17 protein-coding genes are annotated in these 20529 nt (G+C 56.7%); 6 read left to right on the top strand and 11 right to left on the bottom strand.

Annotated features, from left to right (window positions below; translation table 11 throughout):
- Positions 1-168 precede the first annotated feature (168 nt).
- The 5 genes from SADFL11_RS23615 to SADFL11_RS23595 form a co-directional block, all read right to left on the bottom strand.
- Complete coding sequence (locus tag SADFL11_RS23615) at positions 169-2007, bottom strand: ABC transporter ATP-binding protein (protein ID WP_040450904.1); 1839 nt, start codon at positions 2005-2007, stop codon at positions 169-171.
- Positions 2000-2470, bottom strand: coding sequence for a hypothetical protein (locus SADFL11_RS23610; protein ID WP_008189947.1), 471 nt, complete (start codon positions 2468-2470; stop codon positions 2000-2002). The genes SADFL11_RS23615 and SADFL11_RS23610 overlap by 8 nt, the downstream gene beginning before the upstream one ends.
- 453 nt (positions 2471-2923) lie before the next feature.
- Complete coding sequence (locus SADFL11_RS23605; protein ID WP_134853121.1) at positions 2924-4243, bottom strand: methyl-accepting chemotaxis protein; 1320 nt, start codon at positions 4241-4243, stop codon at positions 2924-2926.
- A 180-nt stretch (positions 4244-4423) separates the two neighbouring features.
- A complete protein-coding gene (locus tag SADFL11_RS23600) occupies positions 4424-4828 on the bottom strand; it encodes a DUF2177 family protein (RefSeq protein ID WP_008189644.1) in 405 nt (134 codons plus the stop codon).
- Between the two features lie 51 nt (positions 4829-4879).
- The gene (locus SADFL11_RS23595; protein WP_040450906.1) at positions 4880-6757 is read right to left on the bottom strand and encodes an ABC transporter ATP-binding protein; all 1878 of its coding nucleotides are present in this window, start codon (positions 6755-6757) and stop codon (positions 4880-4882) included.
- Between the two features lie 132 nt (positions 6758-6889).
- Here SADFL11_RS23595 and SADFL11_RS23590 point away from each other — a divergent pair, with 132 nt between their 5' ends.
- Together SADFL11_RS23590 and hemF are read left to right on the top strand one after the other, a co-directional pair.
- Positions 6890-7360, top strand: a complete 471-nt coding sequence (locus tag SADFL11_RS23590; RefSeq protein ID WP_008192766.1) for a tRNA (cytidine(34)-2'-O)-methyltransferase — start codon at positions 6890-6892, stop codon at positions 7358-7360.
- A gap of 51 nt (positions 7361-7411) precedes the next feature.
- Positions 7412-8338, top strand: a complete 927-nt coding sequence (gene hemF / locus SADFL11_RS23585; protein WP_050776136.1) for an oxygen-dependent coproporphyrinogen oxidase — start codon at positions 7412-7414, stop codon at positions 8336-8338.
- Positions 8339-8373: 35 nt separating this feature from the next.
- Here hemF and SADFL11_RS23580 read toward each other — a convergent pair whose 3' ends face one another.
- The 5 genes from SADFL11_RS23580 to SADFL11_RS23560 form a co-directional block, all read right to left on the bottom strand.
- Positions 8374-9495 carry an HD-GYP domain-containing protein gene (locus SADFL11_RS23580; protein ID WP_008192635.1) on the bottom strand — a complete coding sequence of 374 codons (1122 nt, stop codon included), beginning with the start codon at positions 9493-9495 and terminating at the stop codon, positions 8374-8376.
- A gap of 86 nt (positions 9496-9581) precedes the next feature.
- Positions 9582-10829, bottom strand: coding sequence for a CCA tRNA nucleotidyltransferase (locus SADFL11_RS23575; protein ID WP_008194096.1), 1248 nt, complete (start codon positions 10827-10829; stop codon positions 9582-9584).
- A gap of 4 nt (positions 10830-10833) precedes the next feature.
- Complete coding sequence (locus SADFL11_RS23570; RefSeq protein ID WP_008194232.1) at positions 10834-11094, bottom strand: DUF6111 family protein; 261 nt, start codon at positions 11092-11094, stop codon at positions 10834-10836.
- A complete protein-coding gene (locus SADFL11_RS23565) occupies positions 11094-11744 on the bottom strand; it encodes a CoA pyrophosphatase (RefSeq protein WP_008193118.1) in 651 nt (216 codons plus the stop codon). Before SADFL11_RS23565 ends, SADFL11_RS23570 begins: the two co-directional genes overlap by 1 nt.
- 54 nt (positions 11745-11798) lie before the next feature.
- The gene (locus SADFL11_RS23560; RefSeq protein WP_008197244.1) at positions 11799-12392 is read right to left on the bottom strand and encodes a DUF1285 domain-containing protein; all 594 of its coding nucleotides are present in this window, start codon (positions 12390-12392) and stop codon (positions 11799-11801) included.
- Positions 12393-12667: 275 nt separating this feature from the next.
- On the opposite strand from SADFL11_RS23560, the gene SADFL11_RS23555 reads away from it, so the two are divergent.
- The 4 genes from SADFL11_RS23555 to SADFL11_RS23540 are packed head-to-tail and all read left to right on the top strand — an operon-like array spanning position 12668 to position 19553.
- Positions 12668-13687, top strand: coding sequence for an AAA family ATPase (locus SADFL11_RS23555; protein WP_008192184.1), 1020 nt, complete (start codon positions 12668-12670; stop codon positions 13685-13687).
- 35 nt (positions 13688-13722) lie between these two features.
- Complete coding sequence (locus tag SADFL11_RS23550; protein WP_008189204.1) at positions 13723-14646, top strand: DUF58 domain-containing protein; 924 nt, start codon at positions 13723-13725, stop codon at positions 14644-14646.
- 3 nt (positions 14647-14649) lie between these two features.
- Complete coding sequence (locus tag SADFL11_RS23545; protein ID WP_008195611.1) at positions 14650-17469, top strand: DUF4159 domain-containing protein; 2820 nt, start codon at positions 14650-14652, stop codon at positions 17467-17469.
- A gap of 8 nt (positions 17470-17477) precedes the next feature.
- Complete coding sequence (locus SADFL11_RS23540) at positions 17478-19553, top strand: membrane protein (protein WP_040450907.1); 2076 nt, start codon at positions 17478-17480, stop codon at positions 19551-19553.
- A 99-nt stretch (positions 19554-19652) separates the two neighbouring features.
- On the opposite strand, the gene SADFL11_RS23535 is transcribed toward SADFL11_RS23540, so the two are convergent.
- Positions 19653-20150 (bottom strand): GNAT family N-acetyltransferase, encoded by a 498-nt coding sequence (locus SADFL11_RS23535; RefSeq protein WP_008196967.1) that lies wholly within the window; start codon positions 20148-20150, stop codon positions 19653-19655.
- Positions 20151-20529: the final 379 nt, after the last annotated feature.

Raw genomic sequence — 20529 nt, 5'->3', positions numbered from 1 at the left:
GGCGTGTGTCTTTTTGCACCGTTCAAAGCGCTTGTCCAGTTCAACAAACGCCTTAGAACGCATATGTCGCAGCCGAAACTGCGCTCGCGCCGTTTTTCTGCCGTTTTTCGGAAAATCGCAAGGCCGGAAAATATATTTCCCCGGCCTCGCGTGACGATATGGCTGGAATCAAGCCGCCTGAACCGGCGCCAGGAAACCACCGGACTGGTGCTGCCAAAGCTGAGCGTAAAGACCGTTCAGGTCCAACAGCTCCTGATGCGATCCTTCCTCGATGATTCGACCATGGTCCATGACAATGAGCCGGTCCATCGCCGCAATCGTGGACAGCCGGTGCGCAATCGCGATAACGGTTTTGCCTTCCATCAGATCGAACAGGCTTTCCTGGATTGCGATCTCGACTTCTGAATCCAGCGCCGATGTCGCCTCATCCAGGGCCAGGATCGGGGCATCTTTAAGAAGCACCCGCGCAATCGCGATCCTCTGGCGCTGACCGCCTGAGAGTTTCACCCCGCGCTCGCCGACATGCGCATCTAGTCCGACACGCCCGTTTTGATCTTCGAGACTGCGGACGAACTCGATTGCATGCGCTTTTTCCAGAGCTGCCTCGACTTCCTCGCGGCTGACGTCCGGTTTGCCATACGCAACGTTCTCGAAGATAGACCGGTGCAACAGGGACGTATCCTGGGTAACGACACCCACGTTAGCCCGGATGTCGTCCTGCAGGACCTTGGCAACGTCCTGACCATCGATCAGCACCCGTCCGCCTTCCAGATCATAGAAGCGCAGAAGCAGGTTGACCAAGGTGGACTTGCCTGCCCCCGACCGTCCGATCAGCCCGATTTTTTCGCCAGCCTTGATCTTCAAGGACAGATCCTCGATGACGCCGGCTTCCTTGCCATAGTGGAATCGGATCCGCTCGAACTCGATCTCCCCTTTGTCGACGACCAGATGCTTGGCGTTTGGAACATCCACCACATCCCGTTCGCGGGAAATCGTGTTGATGCCGTCCTGAACTGTGCCGATGTTTTCAAACAGGCCGGACACTTCCCAAAGGATCCACTGCGACATCCCCTGGAAACGCAGGACAAGGGCGACCGCCACCGCGATTTCGCCAGTGCTCACCAACCCTTGCTGCCAAAGCATAATGGACATCGCTGAGACCGCGAAGAGCAACGCCATGTTCAGCGTTGTCAGGGTGATGTTCATGCCCGTGACGAGCCGCATCTGAAGGAAGACCGTCTTCAGAAAGTCGAGCATCGACCTCTTCGCATAGTCTTCTTCGCGCGCCGCGTGGGAGAAGAGTTTCACAGTCGAGATATTGGTGTACGCATCTACCACGTGTCCCGTCATAACTGATCGCGCATCGGCCTGATCCCGGGACACGTTTTTCAAACGCGGGATAAAGACGCGCATCGTCAACAGATACCCGCCAAGCCATGCCACGAACGGAATGGCGAAATAGATGCTTGCCTCCGCAACGATGAACAGCGCGGCGACAAAATAGACAATCACATATACTAGGATGTCCGCGATCCGGGTCACCACCTCCCGAACCGCGAGTGCTGTTTGCATCAGCTTGTTCGCAATTCGCCCAGCGAAGTCATTTTGATAAAACGCCACGCTCTGCCGGAGAAGATACCGGTGAACCCGCCAACGTACGGACATGGGATAGGTGCCCATCAAGCCCTGATGGAACACTATCTCCCAGATCGCAGCGACCAGTGGCAAGAGGATCAGGATGACAAAGCCCATCCACAGAAGCTGTGGCCAATTGTCCGCAAAGAATGACTGCGCATTCTCGGTTCCAAGCCAGTTCACCAAATCGCCGAGAAAGGTAAAGATAAACACCTCAAGGATGGCGATGGCGGCCCCAAGAACCGATGCGACCGCTAGGATCGGCCACACGGGTTTTGTGTAATACCAACAGAACGCCCAGAACCCTTTCGGCGGGACATCGAGATCCGTGTTCTCAAACGGATCAATCAGGTTTTCAAACCACTTAAACATGACGAACCTTTGCATGAGTGGGATGGACAGTCTCATGACCATCTCCGCACTCGAATTTGTAGGGTTCCCTTTCATGATCACGCACGCCGAGGCGCGGAGACACAATCGCAGCCGAAGCAAAGAAACTTACCAGCGATAGAGCTACGATAAAGGAACCAATTAGAAGATTTTCAAGCCGGTCAGCGAATTGCGGCGCGGTCAGGATCTTTCCATGGACGCCAACAGTTTCGATCGCTGCAAATTCGGAAATTATGACTGGCACTGCGAACAGAACTGTCAGAACGCCAGTCGCCCCACCGAATACACCGAGAATTTTCAACAAGTTGCGCAGACGCAATAAAACTGGCGGACGCGGGCGCAAGTGCGGCTCAATGAAAACGTCCGGCCGCCGGACTGGCGGCTCCTGGACGATATCTGGACCTATGCCGGGTTGGAATGGCCCAGAGGGATCACCGAAAGACATGATGTGTCTCCGAAACGAAAGAAATTGAGAGTAACGCCCGCAGACATGCGCAAGGACGCACATGCAGCCAGAACTGATGGACGGCTTAAGCCGGACGTCGGAAAAGTGTTAGGAACTCAGGCGCGTTTTTTTAAGCAAAACGTGCGGATGATCCCGTGCGAACCAAATGGACGGCTGTCGCTGGATGCGTCGAACAATTTAGCATTTAAGCCCTCCTGGTTGCTTGGCCGGGCGGCCAAAGGGATGAAAATGTCAACCCGTCAGAGTTGAGGACTTTTTGGTACTCTGGAATCGCGGATAAGGGAAGACTGATTTCGGCCTAAAGCAACCTAAACCTAAAGCTGTGACAAATCAGCCACATGTGTGGCATGTGAGTGAGCGGTCGCAATGATTCACTCAGCCCAGGACCAGTAAGGCAGTGGAGCTTAGCCACCACAAACCAGCGACAAAGCCTTAAGCAGCGCGGACGCTTTGTAGGAACTGCGAGACCTGTGCCTGAAGTGTGTTTGACAACGTTCCAAGTTCTGCAGAGGCTTGATGCATGCCATCTGTCGCTGTCCGGCTGGCTTCCATCGCATCGTTCAAAGTCCCGACGTTGCCGGTTACCCGCTCAGAGCTAAGCAGCGCGGTCTGCGCACTGCCGTTGATCTCGCCGGTTGCAGACGTCTGGTCTTCCACGGCATCCCGTATCTTGGCGGAAATCGCGCTTACGCGTTCAATCGTATCGGCAATCGACGCGATGGCGACACCGGATTGCTGCGCGACGTCCTGTACAGCCGAAACTTGCGCAGAAATATCTTCGGTTGCCTTGGTGGTCTGCTCGGCCAACGCTTTTACCTCGCTGGCAACAACGGCAAACCCGCGCCCGGCTTCTCCAGCCCTTGCGGCCTCGATCGTTGCGTTCAAGGCAAGGAGATTGGTCTGGCTGGCAATCTGGCTTATCAACTCGACAATCTCGCCGATCGCCCGGCCCGTCTCGGAAAGCCGCCCTACGATTTCATCGGTTTTTCGTGCTTCAGTGACCGCAGCATCCGCAATGTCAGTTGCCTGATCCACATCCTCACGAACACGGGAGAGAGATTCTGACAAACGATGGGAAGCCCCGGTCACAGTCTCAACTGACTGATTGGCATCAGCCGACGCAGTGCTGACTTCAGAGACGGCGCGGAGCGAGGACTCCACAGCACGGGTCAGATCATTGGAGTTGCTCTCAACGCTGTCAGACTTTTCAAGCAGCGAAGAAACGACGCCGAGCACGGATTTCTCAAAATCGTCTGCAACATCCTGCATCAGCGCCGAGCGTTCTGCATTCAAGGCATCCTGGTGCGCCAGATCTTTTCGGGCCTGATCTTGTGCCCTTTCGGCAAGGTTTACACGAAAGTCTGTAACAGATCGGGCAATAGCACCGATCTCATCGGACCGCTCGACACCGTCGATTTCTACTTCGAGATCACCGGCAGACAACTTGCCAAGCGCTCCTTGCAAGCGGGCGAGCGGACGGGCAATGCCCAATGCCAAAACAACTGCCAGACCAAGAAACGCGAGACCGACCGGCGATACGACAAGACCGATGGTGATCATCTGATCCAGGATTAGACCATCAAGGTTCTCTGCCACATTACCCTGAAGGAATTGCTGAGCACTGTCTGCCGTTCCCAACTGAGCAATCATTGCTTGCCGGAACGTGTAGAACGCGAACGCTGTTCCACCCATCATTATGACGGCTGCAGTGACCACCATAGAAACAAATCGGCCATTTATCGAAAGCGTCACGAATATCCGGGCTCCAAACCCAATCCTGCGGGTACACTCGGAAAGCCCGCGCAGTGATCTGTGTTGGCCCTTGATATCTCAAGGCTGTAAAAAATCAGTAACTACAACAATTAAGAGTAGGCATGCAGTACCCTGCGTCACGTTCATGGAGTTTCGGTTTTTCGCAGACCTGCCGAGTTATCAGCCGAGGATCTGACGGCTTATCAGATAGCCTGCGCCAGCCGAGACCGCACCAAGCACTGTGCCCCACGCAATGTCGACAACGGCAACAATAACCGGCCAGTCTCTCAAGGTTGCGTAGTTGGTGACGTCGTACGTCGCGTAGGTGAAGAATCCGAACATGGCGCCGTACATCACGGCGTATGAAAAGCTCTCGTTTTTTAGCGCCGGACCTACGGCAAACAAAACGATCCCGACAACGTAGATGAGATAAAAGGCCGCTGCAGCACCCATATTCGGGCGCTCCATCAGCAAATGACCAATGCGATCAAAATAGAAACGCGTGGCGACTTGGGTGAGCCACACATAGTCTATCGCGAGAAACACGATCGCGGTGGTGAAATACGCTGTGATGAAATGAACCATAAGATCCTCAGGCGGTTGGCCAGCTTTCTACGCCACGCGCATTCATACAGATCAAGACACGCTCGAATTAACCCGTTCATCGGTCTGCAATCCCGCCTGAAGGAAGCCACCTGACTGCCGCCGCCAGAGCTGCGCATACAATCCGTCTTCGTTCGTCAAGAGACTGTTATGGGTCCCCTCTTGGACAATCTGTCCGCCGTCCATCACGATCAGACGGTCCAGCGCAGCAATTGTTGAAAGGCGGTGCGCAATTGCGATCACGGTCTTGCCTGCCATCAATTGCTGCAGATTTTCCTGGATCGCAGCCTCCACCTCGGAGTCGAGCGCAGATGTGGCTTCATCCAGCACCAGAATTGGGGCGTTTTTCAAAAGAACCCGGGCAATTGCGATTCGCTGACGTTGACCACCCGACAGTTTGACTCCGCGCTCTCCGGCATAGGCGTCAAAACCTTTTCGCCCGGATTTATCTTCAAGGTTTTCAATGAACTCAAGCGCGTGCGCGCGCTCCGCTGCATCGCGCAGCTCGTCTTCACTCGCCTCAGGCCGCCCATAAAGAATGTTCTCCCGGATGGATCGGTGCAGGAGGGAGGGATCCTGCGTCACCATCCCGATGGCCCGCCGGAGTGTCTCCTGTTTCACAGAACGGATATTTTGACCGTCAATCAGGATCTGCCCTGCCTCCACATCATAGAAGCGCAGAAGCAAACTGGTCAGCGTTGTCTTTCCTGCACCGGATGGTCCGACCACACCGACACGCTCTCCGGGGGCGATCGCCAGGCTCAGATCTTCAATGACACCGCCTGCTTTTCCATAATGGAAGGTGATGTTTTTGAATTCGACCGCGCCCTGGTCCACAGTCAGCGCTGGCGCATTGTCCTCATCTTGAACAGCAACGGGTTTGACAATCGTCTCCATGCTGTCCTGGACGGTCCCGAAATTCCGGAACAGACCATTGAGCTGATTGAACAACCGGTTAAGCAGAATGTTCAGGCGCAGAATCAGGCTCAGCGTAAAAGCCACATGCCCCGTGCTGATGCCGCCATCGCGCCAAATCACCAGCGCCATCCCGGCAATTGCGACGATCATCGCCCCATTGACGAGGCTCATCACGACGCGGATTGAGGTGAGCAGGCGGGTAAAGGTCTTAAGCTGACCAATAAACCGGATGAAGGCAGATCTGGAGCCCCGGTTTTCTTCTTTCAGAGAACCGAACAGCTTGACGGACTGAATGTTGCTGTAAGTGTCGACCAAGCGTCCGGAGACGCCGGAATAAGCATTGGCTGTGTCCTTTGCCGCCTTGCGCACACGCGGCACGAATACCCGTGCGGTGATGGCAAACAAGACGAGCCAGACCGCGACAATTGCCCCAAGCCGCCAGTCAAGATCGGCGACAAGCACCAACGTCGTCACGGCGTAGACCACGATAAACCAGGCGACTTGAAGAAGGTTCACCATGAAGTCACCGGCGGACATCCCGGATTGGAGAACCTTCTGGGACAGACGGCCTGCAAGATCATCTTGAAAGAACGCAATGCTTTGACGCATCACCTGCTGGTGCGCCTGCCAACGGACCAGATTGAAAAAGCCCGGAACAATGGTTTGCTCTTCCAAAAGCGCCATGAGCGTATTTGTGGCGGCCCGCACCACCAAAACAAAGAACGCCATGCCGAACAGGGTCCAGCCGTGCTCAGCAAAAAACGTTTCCCGGTCGCTGCTGTCGAGCAAATCAACGATATGGCCCAGGAAGTTGAACAGTGTGACTTCCACAAAGGCTGTCAGGCTGCCGACAATCAGCATCAGGAAGAATGGCCAGCGCGCCTGCTTCAGAAAGAACAGAAGAAATGCAACACCGCCTTTGGGCATGGCTTCAGACGGCAAAGGCCGGAACGGATCAATCCAGGATTCAAAAAGCCGGAACAAAGCAATCATTGAAATGTCCAATTGGGTGGCGGGCGATTCTTGCGTTCATACTACGCCTGGAACTGCTCAATGGGCCACGGCCCATGACAGGACGGCGTTCTCCTGTTAGGAGGCAATGAACCTTCAAGACAAGAAGCAAACATGCCCGACATCGCCCTTTACCAACCAGACATCCCGCAAAACACCGGAACCATGCTGAGGCTCGTGGCCTGCATGAGTGTGACGGTGCATTTGATCGAACCTGCGGGATTTCCGCTGTCCGACAGCGCATTGAAACGCGCAGGGATGGACTATCTGGAACGGGCTGCCCTGAAACGCCATCTCAATTTCGCGGCGTTCGACGACTGGCGCCGGACACATAATCGGCGCCTCGTGCTGCTCACCACCAAAACGGACCTCGCGTACACGGACTTTGAGTTTGCAGCAGATGACATCTTGCTTCTGGGCCGCGAAAGCACCGGGGCACCGGATGCAATCCATCAACTGGCCGATGCGCGGCTGACCATCCCGATGGCCGAGGGCATGCGATCCCTCAACGTTGCTGTGTCCTGCGGCATGGTTTTGGGAGAGGCCTTGCGGCAAACCCGGGCATTTCCTAAAAGATCAAGCTAATCCAACGCTTGTGCACCTACCGTGCGGGCTCTTCATGTCGAGGCAAATCAGATGACAGCACCCTCTCCAGAATCACGCGGCGGTCCGATCCCTGAGGGGATTGAAGACAAGAAACTGACAGCATCCGCGTGGTTCAAGGATCTCAGGGATCAGATTTGTGCCGCATTTGAAAAACTGGAAGACGATATCGGTGAGCTCAACGGACCAATAAGTGATTTGCCTGCGGGCCGGTTCGAACGTACCCCATGGGAACGGACCGACAGTTCAGGCGCGAAGGGTGGCGGCGGCGTTATGTCGATGATGCATGGCCGTGTCTTTGAAAAAGTTGGCGTCCATATTTCCACCGTCCACGGCGAGTTCTCTCCTGAATTCCGCGGTCAAATACCAGGTGCCAGCGAAGATCCCCGGTTCTGGGCCTCCGGCATCAGCCTGATTGCACACCCGCAGAACCCGAACGTTCCGGCAGTGCACATGAACACGCGGATGGTGGTTACAACCCGCCAGTGGTTCGGCGGCGGCGCGGATCTTACCCCGGTTTTGGACGACCGGCGGACACAAGATGACCCGGACACTGTTGCCTTCCATGACGCTATGAAAGCGGCGTGCGAACCGCATGCAGTCGCCGATTATCCGGCTTACAAGGACTGGTGCGATGAGTATTTCTTCCTGAAGCACCGCAACGAACCCCGCGGCATTGGCGGAATTTTCTACGACTATCTGCACAGTGGCGATTGGAACGCGGATCTCGCGTTCACCAAGGATGTCGGCCGGGCGTTCTTGAAGGTGTATCCCGAGCTCGTTCGTAAAAACTATGAAAACTCCTGGACGGATGCCCAGCGCGAAGAGCAGCTGATCCGCAGGGGTCGGTATGTGGAGTACAATCTTCTCTACGACCGCGGCACTATCTTCGGCTTGAAGACCGGCGGCAATGTCGCCTCAATCCTGTCTTCCATGCCACCAGTCGTGAAATGGCCCTAAGCAAAGCTAGTCCCAGAAAATGGTGCTTGCGCTGCTCAAGCAGCAGCGCCTCCACCTGCGGCAGAAACGGGTCTCGACAATTCTGCAAATACGCGGTCCAGAATCATGTCTGAAAACTGCCGCAGCAGGTCCTGATCGAGCTTCGGCCCCATGTTTTTCATCATGGCGATCGCCTGCCGTGGAGGCATTGGCTCCTTATAGGCGCGCTCTTCTGTCAGGGCAGTGAAGATGTCACAAATCGTCATGACGCGGACTTTTTGCGAAATGCGATCCGCTTTGAGGTGATTGGGATACCCGCTGCCGTCCAGGTACTCATGATGCTGGATAGCCATGCGCTTAATTTCGTAAGGCACCTCAAGACGCGGCTTCAATATCTCCTGACCAAACACCGGATGCTTGGCGATCAAAGAACGCTCCTCATCGGTCAAGCGCCCCGGTTTGTCCAAAATGGTCAAGGGGATGCGCATCTTGCCGATGTCATGCACGAGCCCACCGGCAACCATCTCCCGGCAATCAGCTTCTGACCATTTCAGATGCCGCGCGAACGCGCCTGCCAAGCCAGCAACCTTTAAAGAGTGGCTGTACGTCGGGCTATGATGGCTTTCAACCGCCTGCATCCATGCCAACAAGCCTTCAAGGTCAATCGCCGAAAGCGCATCCTTGGCGCTGTCTTCCATCGCCCGGATCTGTATCGACGCATCACTGACTGCAGACATGCAAAGCGTTTCCAGAAATGCATTGGCCTTGGAGAAAGCCTGCGCAGTCCGTTCGGGCGTGTCCTTTGGCAGATCCTTCAAAATATCGGTTTTCAGATATTTTTTAACCTGATGGAGAAGCAAGGCCAGGGGCGCTTCCCGATCGACAAGATCCATTTCGCCCAGCGCAGCTGCTTGGGTCATTTCCCGCCGGTCTGACTTGTCGATGATGCCAATGACTGGGATCTCCGCAATGCTGCCCCAGGATGATTTCAAAGCGGACATGCCGGGCTTGCTGGATCCAAGCAACTCGATGATCGCAACGGAGGCTTCACCGGAAGTCTTGGGAGAGACTTTGGCCATGTCGATCAGGCGCGCCCGGAAGAAAAACGGAATTTTCCGGACCGGAGAATCCATGGGCAGCGGCCCATCAGAGATCAAGATGACTTCGCTATGCGGCATTTACGCTTTCCCAACAACACGCAGGACAGGTTCATAACCCTTCGGAACCGTTGGTAGAAAACTATCTAAGGACTGTTATCAATTCGCTAAGCGCGGTTCTCCAAACGGGCAAGAAGGTCCTGTTTGCTTAGGGCGAAACCGTTTTCGCACCAGATCTTCTCCAGGGTTTTGAGAACCTTGCCAACTTGCGGGCCCGGACGATGTCCGAGCGCAATCATGTCCGCGCCTTTCAGAGGAAACACCGGCACCTCGACGGATTTAAGCTTTAAAACCGCATCTTCAAAATCAGGCTGATCCCCCAACCGCTTTTGCGCCTCAAAGGCTGCCCAGTAGGCCAGCAGCCCATCAATGGCTCCTTGGCGGCCATGGGTGTAAAGCAACGTTTTAAGATCCGGCATCTGGTCCGACTGCCGGAACGTTTTGTAAGCCTCCCAACAGATTTGCATTCGTTTGCGCTCTGCATTGGACAGCCGCAGCCGATCAGCAACCCGATCCACATCTTCGCGGACAAAACCTGACAGCACGGTCAAACCAACTTCCGGGTCCTGTGTTTCAGGCGCGAGCGCATCAAGGTGGCGGAGGCATTCAAAATCCTCAATTTTTGCCAGACCGCCGGTCGCGATTTCCCAAAGTCCGCAATCATACATCATCCGCACCGCAACCGCCGCCTTGGGGGCAGATACAAGACGGCGCATTTCATGGCCAATACGTTCGGCGGAAAGGTGCCGTAGGCCGTCCCGTTGCCGGAGACAAGCGCCGAGGCCCTCCGCATCCATGTCGCCATCGCCATAGGCCGCGTAGATCCTGAAGAAGCGGAGAATCCGAAGATAGTCCTCGCGCAGCCGCATGTCGGGATCACCGATGAACCTGACACGCCTGGCAAGGCAATCCTCCAGACCGCCCAGCGGGTCGTACAACTTCCCAAGGCTGTCCACATAAAGCGCGTTCATCGTAAAGTCGCGCCGCAGAGCATCCTTTTTCCAATCGCGTCCAAAAACCACTTTCGCCTGACGGCCATAGGTTTCGACATCCTCGCGCAGCGTCGTCACCTCGTATGGAAATCCATCGCTGATCACAGTGATGGTGCCGTGATCAATCCCCGTGCCGATGGGTTTCAGGCCGGCATCGGCTGCCCGCTGCATGACGTCCTGCGGCGTGGCAGTCGTGGCGATATCGATGTCGGGAACTGGATGTCCCAACAGCGTGTTACGAATCGCGCCACCCACAACACGCGCGCTGTCATTGTCGCGATTGAGAGCTGAAAACACAGCCTGAATGCCTGGCGACCGCAGCCAATTGGCCGCAGCGAGAATGTCTTCAGATCTGTCTTTCATGAACTTATTCGAACCGCCCAGGAATGAGTTCACCGTCGCGGAATTCTGCGGGTCTATACTGCGTACCTTCTGGTGCCCTGTTGAACTGAGCAACAGCAACAAACCCGGAGATTGTTAAAAAGAGACCTGCAACGGTCAACCAGGCGACCGGCCCGCGAGACCAGCTCTCCGGGTTATCTCCCTTTTTCGAAAGCCAGAGATAGCACGCATAACAAGCGAACGGCAGCAGAAACAGGAAGAGTTGTGTCAGGATAATGCGAAGCATCAGCGGTACACCGTGTCGTATAATGAGCGGATAATGCCTGCTGTAACGCCCCAGATGTGACGCCCGGCAAAAGGCATTGCATAAAAGTAGCGTCGTTTCCCTTGCCATTCGCGGCTCAACTTTTGATGATTGGCCGGGTTCATGAGGAACTCGAAGGGAACTTCGAAAACATCTTCGACTTCGTCAGGGTTCGGAACGAACTGAACCGGATCCCGGACCTCTGCAACGATTGGCGTGACCCGGTATCCAGATCCGGTCAAATAGGGCGCCAAATGTCCAAGCGGCTGTGCCTGGGCGGGATCCAGACCGATCTCTTCCTGCGCTTCTCTCAAAGCTGCCTCGACTGGTCCGTTGTCGTCCGGATCAATTTTGCCGCCAGGAAACGCCACCTGCCCCGCATGGGATTTGAGATGCGGTGTGCGCTGGGTCAAAACAACGCTCGGGCCGGCTGCGGTATTGCGAATACCGATCAAGACGGCAGCGTCCCTCGGCGGTCCCTTCCAAAAAGCGTAAGGCCCGACATCCGGGTTCAATATGTGGTCGCCTGTTTCCCGGTCAGTGGGCACGCTCGCTGCCAATGCAAGCCGTTCTTCCAGGTGCTGGGACCAATCGGTCAAATTGGTTGCGGATGTATCAGTTGAAGCCGTCATTGCGCTTGATATGGGGTGCTTTCGTCAAATCGGCAATTGGATAAAAAAGGGCGATCACAGAAGCTCCGGGTCAACGGCAAAAAACTGACCACCGCTCCAAATTCCTGTTTCCAAACCCTTCTCTCCTTGACGTTCGACCATGTGCTCAACCAGCTGATACATCAGGGCGCGGGTGAACAGCGCTTCAATGCGTCCACGCACAACAACATAGGGCTTTATTCCGCCGCTGTCCGGTTCCTTCTCAAAGCGCAGTGGCCGGTCGTTTCCAATGCGAACCAGATCACCGAGATTTGTGCGCACGGTGAGTTGCCGATCCGCACCTTCATTTTCCACAGCCATTTCCACAGCCAGCAGCGGAGCGTCGTCGACCGTGATACCGATTTTTTCGACCGGGGTCACAAGGTAATGCTTGCCATCTTCATCCTTGCGCAGGACAGATGCAAACAACTCGACCAATGGCTTCCGGCCAATCGGTGAACCGAGATAGAACCAGGTTCCGTCACGCGCAATCCGGATATCCAAATCGCCGCAAAAAGGCGGGTTCCACTTGTACACGGGCGGCGGCGCCTTGTCTTTCGAACCAGCGCGGCTCATCAGGGCTTTGAGGCCATCCGGTAAAGTAGCCTCTGGTTTGGCTTGCGATGTCATTTCACTCCCCGTCCCGCCGGACACCCGAACCTGTGGTCCGGATTCCTACCTAGTCCGCATCTAAACCAACGCCAATCCCCACTGGACCAACATTCGCAATTTTTGCGTTTATGCCGCAGCGAAGAAAAGAATCTTGGACCTATCCACTGTATGGCGCACAATTGTGCCTTATCTACTGAATTATATGGTGTCAGACTGGGTTAACGGAAAAAAATTGGCCGCCCACCGAGCTACCCGGCAGGCATCAGCAAGATAAGCAACAGGATAGGTGATCAATGAGCGTCGTTTCTCCCGCAAATCCCTCTGAAGAAGATCTCGCTGCTGTTGCCGAAAGCGCCGAACGGGCCGTTGAGCGCATTTTAGAAGTCAAGGCCGATATCGCAAAGATCATCTTCGGTCAGGAAAACGTCGTTGAACAGACACTCGTGACGATCCTCGCCGGCGGACATGGGCTTCTCGTTGGTGTGCCGGGACTTGCGAAAACCAAACTGGTCGAAACGCTCGGAACAGTTTTGGGACTGGATGCCAGGCGGATCCAATTTACGCCAGACCTGATGCCGTCGGATATCCTTGGCGCCGAAGTGATGGAGCAAGATACCAGCGGCGGACGGTCTTTCCGATTTATTCCTGGCCCGGTGTTCTCGCAACTGTTGATGGCCGACGAGATCAACCGCGCCAGCCCAAGAACCCAATCAGCCCTTCTGCAGGCAATGCAGGAGTATCATGTGACCGTCGCAGGTCATCCGCATGATCTCCCGCGCCCGTTCCATGTTCTTGCGACACAAAACCCGTTGGAACAGGAAGGCACATATCCATTGCCGGAGGCCCAGCTCGACCGGTTCTTGATGCAGATTGATGTGCAATATCCGGATCTGGAAGCCGAGCGCCGCATTCTCCTTGAAACCACAGGAGCAGAGCAGACCACTGCACACAGCGCGATCACTGCCCAGGAACTCATGGAATTCCAGCAACTCGTTCGCCGCATGCCGGTAGGTGAATCGGTGGTTGAGAGCATCTTGAGGCTTGTCCGGTCGGCCCGACCAGGTGATTCGGATGCAAATTCCGATCTCACAAAGCTGATTGCTTGGGGACCCGGCCCCCGCGCCAGCCAGGCCCTGATGTTGACCGTCCGGGCCCGAGCGCTCGTTGATGGCCGGCTATCCCCGTCAGTTGATGACGTTTTGGCTCTGGCGGAACCGATCCTCCAGCACCGGATGGCGCTTACCTTCGCTGCCCGAGCCGATGGGCATACCGTGAGGGACGTGATCCAGCGGGTGAAAGAAACAATCGCATAGTTCGAAATTCCATCGCGAAGGAGCTGCCCAAAATCATGGCCTCATCAACGGAGAGTGTTAAACTGGACCAGGAAAACTGGCCGAACATTATCGGTGACGCCCGTTCGGTTGCCGATGCACTCCCTGATCTTCTTGTTGAAGCAAGCCATGTAGCAAGTTCGATTATCGCAGGATGGCATGGTCGCCGGCGGGCCGGACCTGGCGAGAGCTTCTGGCAGTTCCGCCCCTTCAATATGGGTGAACCGGCCAAACGCATCGACTGGCGGCGCTCAGCAAGGGATGACCATCTTTATGTCCGTGAGCGGGAATGGGAAGCAGCCCACACCGTTTGGCTCTGGGCCGACCTTTCCTCATCCATGGAATTTCAATCCCGCCTGTCTCAGGTGACCAAACGGGACCGTTCACTGGTCATAATGCTGGCCCTGGCGGATATGCTCGCAGAGACCGGTGAGCGCATTGGATTGACCGGAGTGACACGGCCATTTTCCGATCGCAGAGCCGCTGAACGGCTTGCGGACGCGCTAACACACCTGTCCAAGCCAGTGGCCTTACCCGACCCGACTGCAGTCAAGCGCTTTGCCGACGTCGTTCTGATCTCCGATTTCCTGGATCCACTTGAGGATATTGCTGCCTGGATCGGCCAAGTTGCCGGAACAGGTGCCAAAGGGCATATCGTGCAGGTTCTGGACCCGATCGAAGAGACCTTTCCGTTCGACGGCCGGGTTGAGTTCAACGATCCGGAAGCTGGCATCCGCTTAACTGCAGGCCGCGCCGAAACCTGGCGGGAGGAATATCACAGACGGCTCGAAGCACATCGCGCGGAAATCCGTGACATGGCGCGCCGCGCGGGTTGGACATATGTCCTGCATCACACCGACCATTCAGCCGCCGAGCCCTTGCTGGTCCTGCATAGCGCGCTTTCTGGCAACCTCGATACCATGCCGCAGGGGGGCGTCTGATCCGTGTTTGCCAGTTTGCCACTGACCTTTACCGCGCCGTGGGTTTTGACCGCACTGGCTTTGCTGCCCGTGATTTGGTGGCTGTTGCGCCTGACACCACCCCGGCCACAACAGATCGCATTCCCACCGACCCGGCTTTTGCTGGACATTGATGAGCATGATGAAACGCCACAGCGCAGTCCCTGGTGGCTGACCTTGTTGCGCTTGCTCCTGGCGGCGATCCTGATCTTTGCGCTCGCGGGCCCGGTTTGGCGCGCCCAAGAACCGGTTGCAAGCCGGGACGGCGTTCTGTGGCTCCTGATCGACAACGGCTGGACATCTGCAACATCATGGGACGACCAGGTTCGAACCGCTGAAAACATTCTTACCGAGGCGGAGCAGAACGGGCAGCCGGTGATGTTTGCAGCCACGGCGGAAGGTCCGAACCAGGGCTTTGTTCCTGAAAGTCCGGCAGCTGCGCTTGAAACTCTGCGTGCACTCGACCCGCGCCCCTACCCGCCCCTGCGCAGCGAACTTGGCATCGGTCTCAGAAAGGCCGCTCAGGATACGCCTCCGGGTGCGGTCGTCTGGCTTTCAGATGGTACGGCCACCAATGATGCGTTTTTGGAAACTCTGGCGTCCCTGACAGAAGGCGTTCCGGTGACAGTGTTGACCGGCCTTCAAACACCGCTTGGGCTCAAAAGTCTGGCCAACGATACCGAAGCCTTGAGCGTCGATGTGGTCCGTCACCCTGAGAACACGACATCGGTCGTCAATGTGCGGGCTCTCGATCTCAAAGGTCTGGTGCTTGCGGAATCGACTGCGACGTTTGCAAGCGGTGATGTTGAGACCGAAGCCCGGTTCGAGCTCCCAAGCGAACTCCGCAATGACATCGCCCGTGTCGAAATTGCAGGGGAACAGGCAGCCGGGGCCGTGCAACTCGTTGACGACAGCTGGCGCCGCCGGACCGTCGGCTTGATCTCCGGACAATCCGGTGACCTTGATCAACCGCTTCTCTCACCTCTTTATTATCTCGAGCGGGCGCTCGCGCCGTTTTCCGACATCCGCCGCCCGCGAGATAGCGATATCGCAGCCGCAGTGCCATCACTGATTGATCAGGGAATTTCAGTGCTCATCCTTGCGGACGTCGGGAGGCTGCCAGACACCACCGCGATCGAACTTGGCGAGTGGGTCCAAAGCGGAGGCACTCTTGTCCGCTTCGCAGGCCCCAGAACGGCAGGCGGCACGGACGAGCTGATCCCTGTTCGCCTCAGATCTGGAGACCGGTCACTCGGCGGATCACTCTCCTGGAAACAACCTCAGCATTTGGCCCCCTTTCCGGATGCGTCTCCGTTTTCCGGCCTGAAGGTCCCAGCGGAGGTGACTGTCAACCGCCAGGTTCTTGCAGAGCCAACATCGGACCTGCCGAAGCGCACCTGGGCAATGCTGGAAGACGGCACTCCGTTGGTCACGGCAGCACAATCTGGCGACGGCAGTATCGTGCTCTTCCATGTGACAGCGGATTCCTCCTGGTCCAACCTTCCGCTCTCCGGCGTTTTCCTGAACATGTTGCGACGTATCCTTTCAGTCTCCAATGTGGCTCAAGCTTCAGAGACAGCCGAGGACGGGCAGCCGGCCCGCAGCGTTCTTCCACCGCTCCGGCTGCTTGACGGCTATGGCCGCTTCGGCGCGCCCCCTGTCGATGTCACACCGGTGAGCGCCGCCAATTTCCGGGACGCCTTTGCAAGCCGCCGCACCCCGCCGGGTCTCTATGGCAGCGAGGACGGGTTCAGAGCCCTCAATCTGATGCGCGCTGAGAACACGCTGCAATCCCTTAACATTGAGGCGCTTGGCCCAGACGCGGAAACAGCGCCTTATCCGGCGACCGACCCACTGGACTTGAGAGCGATCTTCTTCACTTTGGCCTTTTTGCTGATCATTGCGGACGCCATTGCCGTGTTTGTGCTTGCTGGCGGCCTGAACCGTCTGCGCCTGAAGACCAGGATGGCAAGTGTCATCGGTGCGGCAGCGTTGGCAACAGCGCTCCTCAGCACGGCAGGTGTTCCAGACGCATATGCGCAGTCTTCGTCTGATGACTTGAGAGCTTTGGAATCCACCCTCGAAACCCGTTTGGCCTATGTTTTGACGGGTGTCCCAGAGGTTGATGATGCAAGCGCCGCGGGCCTTGCGGGCCTGACGCAGTTTTTGTCCGAACGCACCGCACTGGAACCCGGCGCACCAGTCGCCATCGACATTGCGCGTGACGAGCTGGCCTTCTATTCGCTGCTATACTGGCCGATAGATCCTTCGGCTGACAAACCAAGTGACCAGACGATCGCCCGGATCGACACCTTCATGCGGAACGGTGGCACAATCCTCTTCGACACACGGGATCATATCAACGCGTCAACAACCGGCTTCGGATCAACACCGGCAACTTTGAAACTGCGAGAGATCCTGGAGGATCTCGACGTTCCTCCATTGGAACCAGTCCCGCCAGATCACGTGCTCACGAAAGCGTTCTATCTGCTCGACACATTCCCGGGCCGGTATTCCACCAGCCCGCTATGGGTGGAAAGCCTCGATGAAGTGACTGCCCGAGGTGACCGACCGGTTCGGGCCGGAGACGGTGTTTCCCCTCTGATGATTACCGGGAATGATTTTGCATCGGCTTGGGCGATCACGCCGACGGGGGAGTTCATGTTCCCGACGGTGCCAAACAATCCGATCCAGCGCGACTACGCCTTTCGTGCGGGCGTCAACATCGTGATGTACAGCCTGACCGGAAACTATAAGGCTGACCAGGTCCACATTCCGGCTCTGCTGGAACGGCTCGGGCAATAGGAGGTTTGATGGACTGGTCTATTTCATTCGACCCGCTCGTGCCGCAATGGGTTCTGATAACCGCCGGTGCGATTGCTGCGGTGGTTGCAGTCCTTCTCGGCATCATCAATTTGCGCGGCTGGGTGCTGCGGGCGCTTGCCATGGCATTGCTTGTGCTTGCACTCGCAAACCCGGCGGTGGAACGCGAAGACAGAGAAACCTTGTCCAGCGTCGTGGCGCTTGTTGTCGACAAAAGCCAAAGCCAGCGGCTCGCAGACCGTGAAGAAACGACTACAGCAGCAGCTGAGGAAATCCAGTCACGCATCGCGGAGCTGGAGGGATTTGACCTGCGTTTGCTCGAGGCCAGGAACTCAGGGGCCGGTGATGGGACGGAAGTCTTCCAAACCCTCGCAAACGGGCTGGCCGATGTTCCGCCAGAACGGGTCGGCGGCGCGATTATCATAACCGATGGGCAGATCCACGACATCCCGGAGAATGCAGAAGCGCTCGGCTTCGATGCCCCTGTTCACGGCCTCATCACCGGAACTGCGGACGAACGCGACCGCCGGATCGTTCTGGATACGGCTCCGCGCTTTGGCCTGGTCGGTTCGGAACAGACCATCAGCCTCACCGTTGTCGATCAAGGCTTGGGAACCGGCCCCGGAGATCAGGTGAACCTGACAATCAAACGGGACGGTGATGTCGTCACCCTGCGCACAGCGCGGACGGGCGAGAAGATCGACATCCCGGTTGAGATCGCTCATGGCGGCGACAACATCTTTGAAATCGAGGCTGAGGTCCTGCCAGGCGAACTCACCACGCTGAACAACCGGGCCGTGGTAACCGTGGACGGTATTCGCGAGAACCTGAGGGTGTTGCTCGTGTCCGGCTCTCCGCATGCCGGAGAACGCACCTGGCGCAATCTTCTGAAATCCGATGCATCTGTTGATCTCGTCCATTTCACCATTTTGCGCCCGCCCGAAAAGCAGGACGGCACGCCGATCAACCAGCTGTCCCTGATCGCCTTTCCGACCCGGGAACTGTTTTCTGTCAAGATCGATGAGTTCGATTTGATCATCTTCGACCGCTATGTCCGGCGCGGAGTGTTGCCGATGCTCTACTTCGACAACATAACGCAGTATGTGCGCGAAGGCGGTGCTGTCCTGTTGGCTGGTGGCCCTGATTATGCAGAAGGCGGCAGTCTATATAGAACGCCGCTTGCCCCCATTCTTCCGGCCCGTCCGACCGGAGCAATTCTTGAAGAGCCCTTTTATGCGACCCTTGCCAACCTTGGTGAACGGCATCCGGTGACCCGTGGCCTGCCAGGTGCCGAACAGGACCCTCCAGCCTGGAGCCGCTGGTTCCGCGCGGTCGATACGGAGTTGGACGGCGGCCAAACCTTGATGTCCGGTCCAAGCGAAACGCCACTTCTGGTCCTGAACCGCGAAGGCGAAGGCCGGGTTGCCATGTTGCTTTCAGATCATGTCTGGCTATGGGCCCGCGGTTTTGAGGGCGGCGGTCCACATGTCCCACTGCTGCGCCGCCTTGCCCATTGGCTCATGCAGGAACCGGACCTTGAAGAAGAAGCACTCAACGTGTCCCTGCGTGGCCCTGAACTGATTGTCGAAAGGCAAACACTAGGGGAAACGGTCAACGAGGTCACCGTCGTCTCCCCCACGGGAGACAACTTGGACCTCACCATGACAGAGCAAGAACCTGGTCTGTGGCGCGGCTCCTCCCCCGTGACGGAAACCGGCCTCTTTTCCGTGACAGATGGTGAGATGAATGCCCTTATTCACGTTGGCCCGCAAAATCCGAGGGAGTACACAAACGTTCTCTCTGATACCGACGTGTTGTCACCGGTGTCCGAAGCGACAGGTGGGGCGGTGCAACGGCTGAGGGATGTGGGCGGTAGTCTTGATCTCCCACGTGTCATCTCCATGCGCCAGTCGGCAAGTTACGAAGGCAACGGTTGGATCGGTCTCAAACAAACGGAAGCCAGCCTGTTAAATGGTGTCGACAGGTTCCCGCTGCTCATCGGACTGCTTGGTCTCGCCATCCTTCTGGGCGCCGTCTCGGCAACCTGGTATCGGGAAGGCCGTTAGAGCGTTTCTGGGCAAATCGATACTGGGTTCCTGACCGGAAACGCATCAAAAACGACTGCTTTGAGCACGTTGAGCGACGGAGCTTATTCGCAACGTGCTCTATGCGGCTTTTCCCTGAACTGAGCCGGTCGGCAGCGCCCCATCATGCAAGCGTGCAATCAAAAGCCTTTCCGGGTCGACCGGGCCTGGCAGAGTAATGCTGCCGAAATGCACCTGTTCAAAGCCGAACGGGCTGTAATAAGGCGCATCCCCAACCAGCAACACGTATTCGTCTCCAGCCGCCTTTGCAGCCTCAAGGGCTGTCCACATCAGCGCCTTGCCCAAACCGCGGTTCTTGAAATCCGGAGACACCGTCAACGGCCCTAAGAGCAGCGCATCGGTCTCACCGATCGTGATGGGGCTCAAACGGACAGACCCTGCAATCCTGGATCCGGACAGGCCGACAAAGGCAAGATCTTGCCTGTGGGGGACATTTTCGCGGATCCTGAAAGCGGTCCGTACAAACCGTCCAGGCCCGAAAGCTTCTGCTTGCAGGGCTTCAATTGCAGTGTCGTCGATGGCGTCTTCGAGACGAATGACCCAAGAGGTCTGTTTCATGGGATTAGTTCCAGCTGGCAAATTGTGGCGATTGCGCGCCTGCCGGTATCCCTTATTGTCGGAGTTATCGGGAATAGGTCAGCCGCGACGGTGCAGACGAGAGTTTCCTCGTCGGCTGGTTCGTCGTCGGAGCATGTGACCTGTGCTCATCAATCCCGAAATTCCTTACGCGCTGCGCAGATGGACTCTGCGCGCTGTTTCAAACAGAGGCTAGCGCCTACCACGCATAACTCCTGCCGGTCCAGAACTTTTTGACGGGAAAGACCACGTTTTTGCGCACATCCAATTGTTCACCGGACAGGGACAGTCCATTCAGTTGATTGAAATTTGCCATCACGGCACAAGCTATACTGGAGACCAAAACTCGAAGGAGACCGGT

It is taken from the genome of Roseibium alexandrii DFL-11 (assembly GCF_000158095.2).
GTDB classification, from domain to species: domain Bacteria; phylum Pseudomonadota; class Alphaproteobacteria; order Rhizobiales; family Stappiaceae; genus Roseibium; species Roseibium alexandrii.
This window is presented reverse-complemented; position numbering and strand designations above follow the sequence as displayed.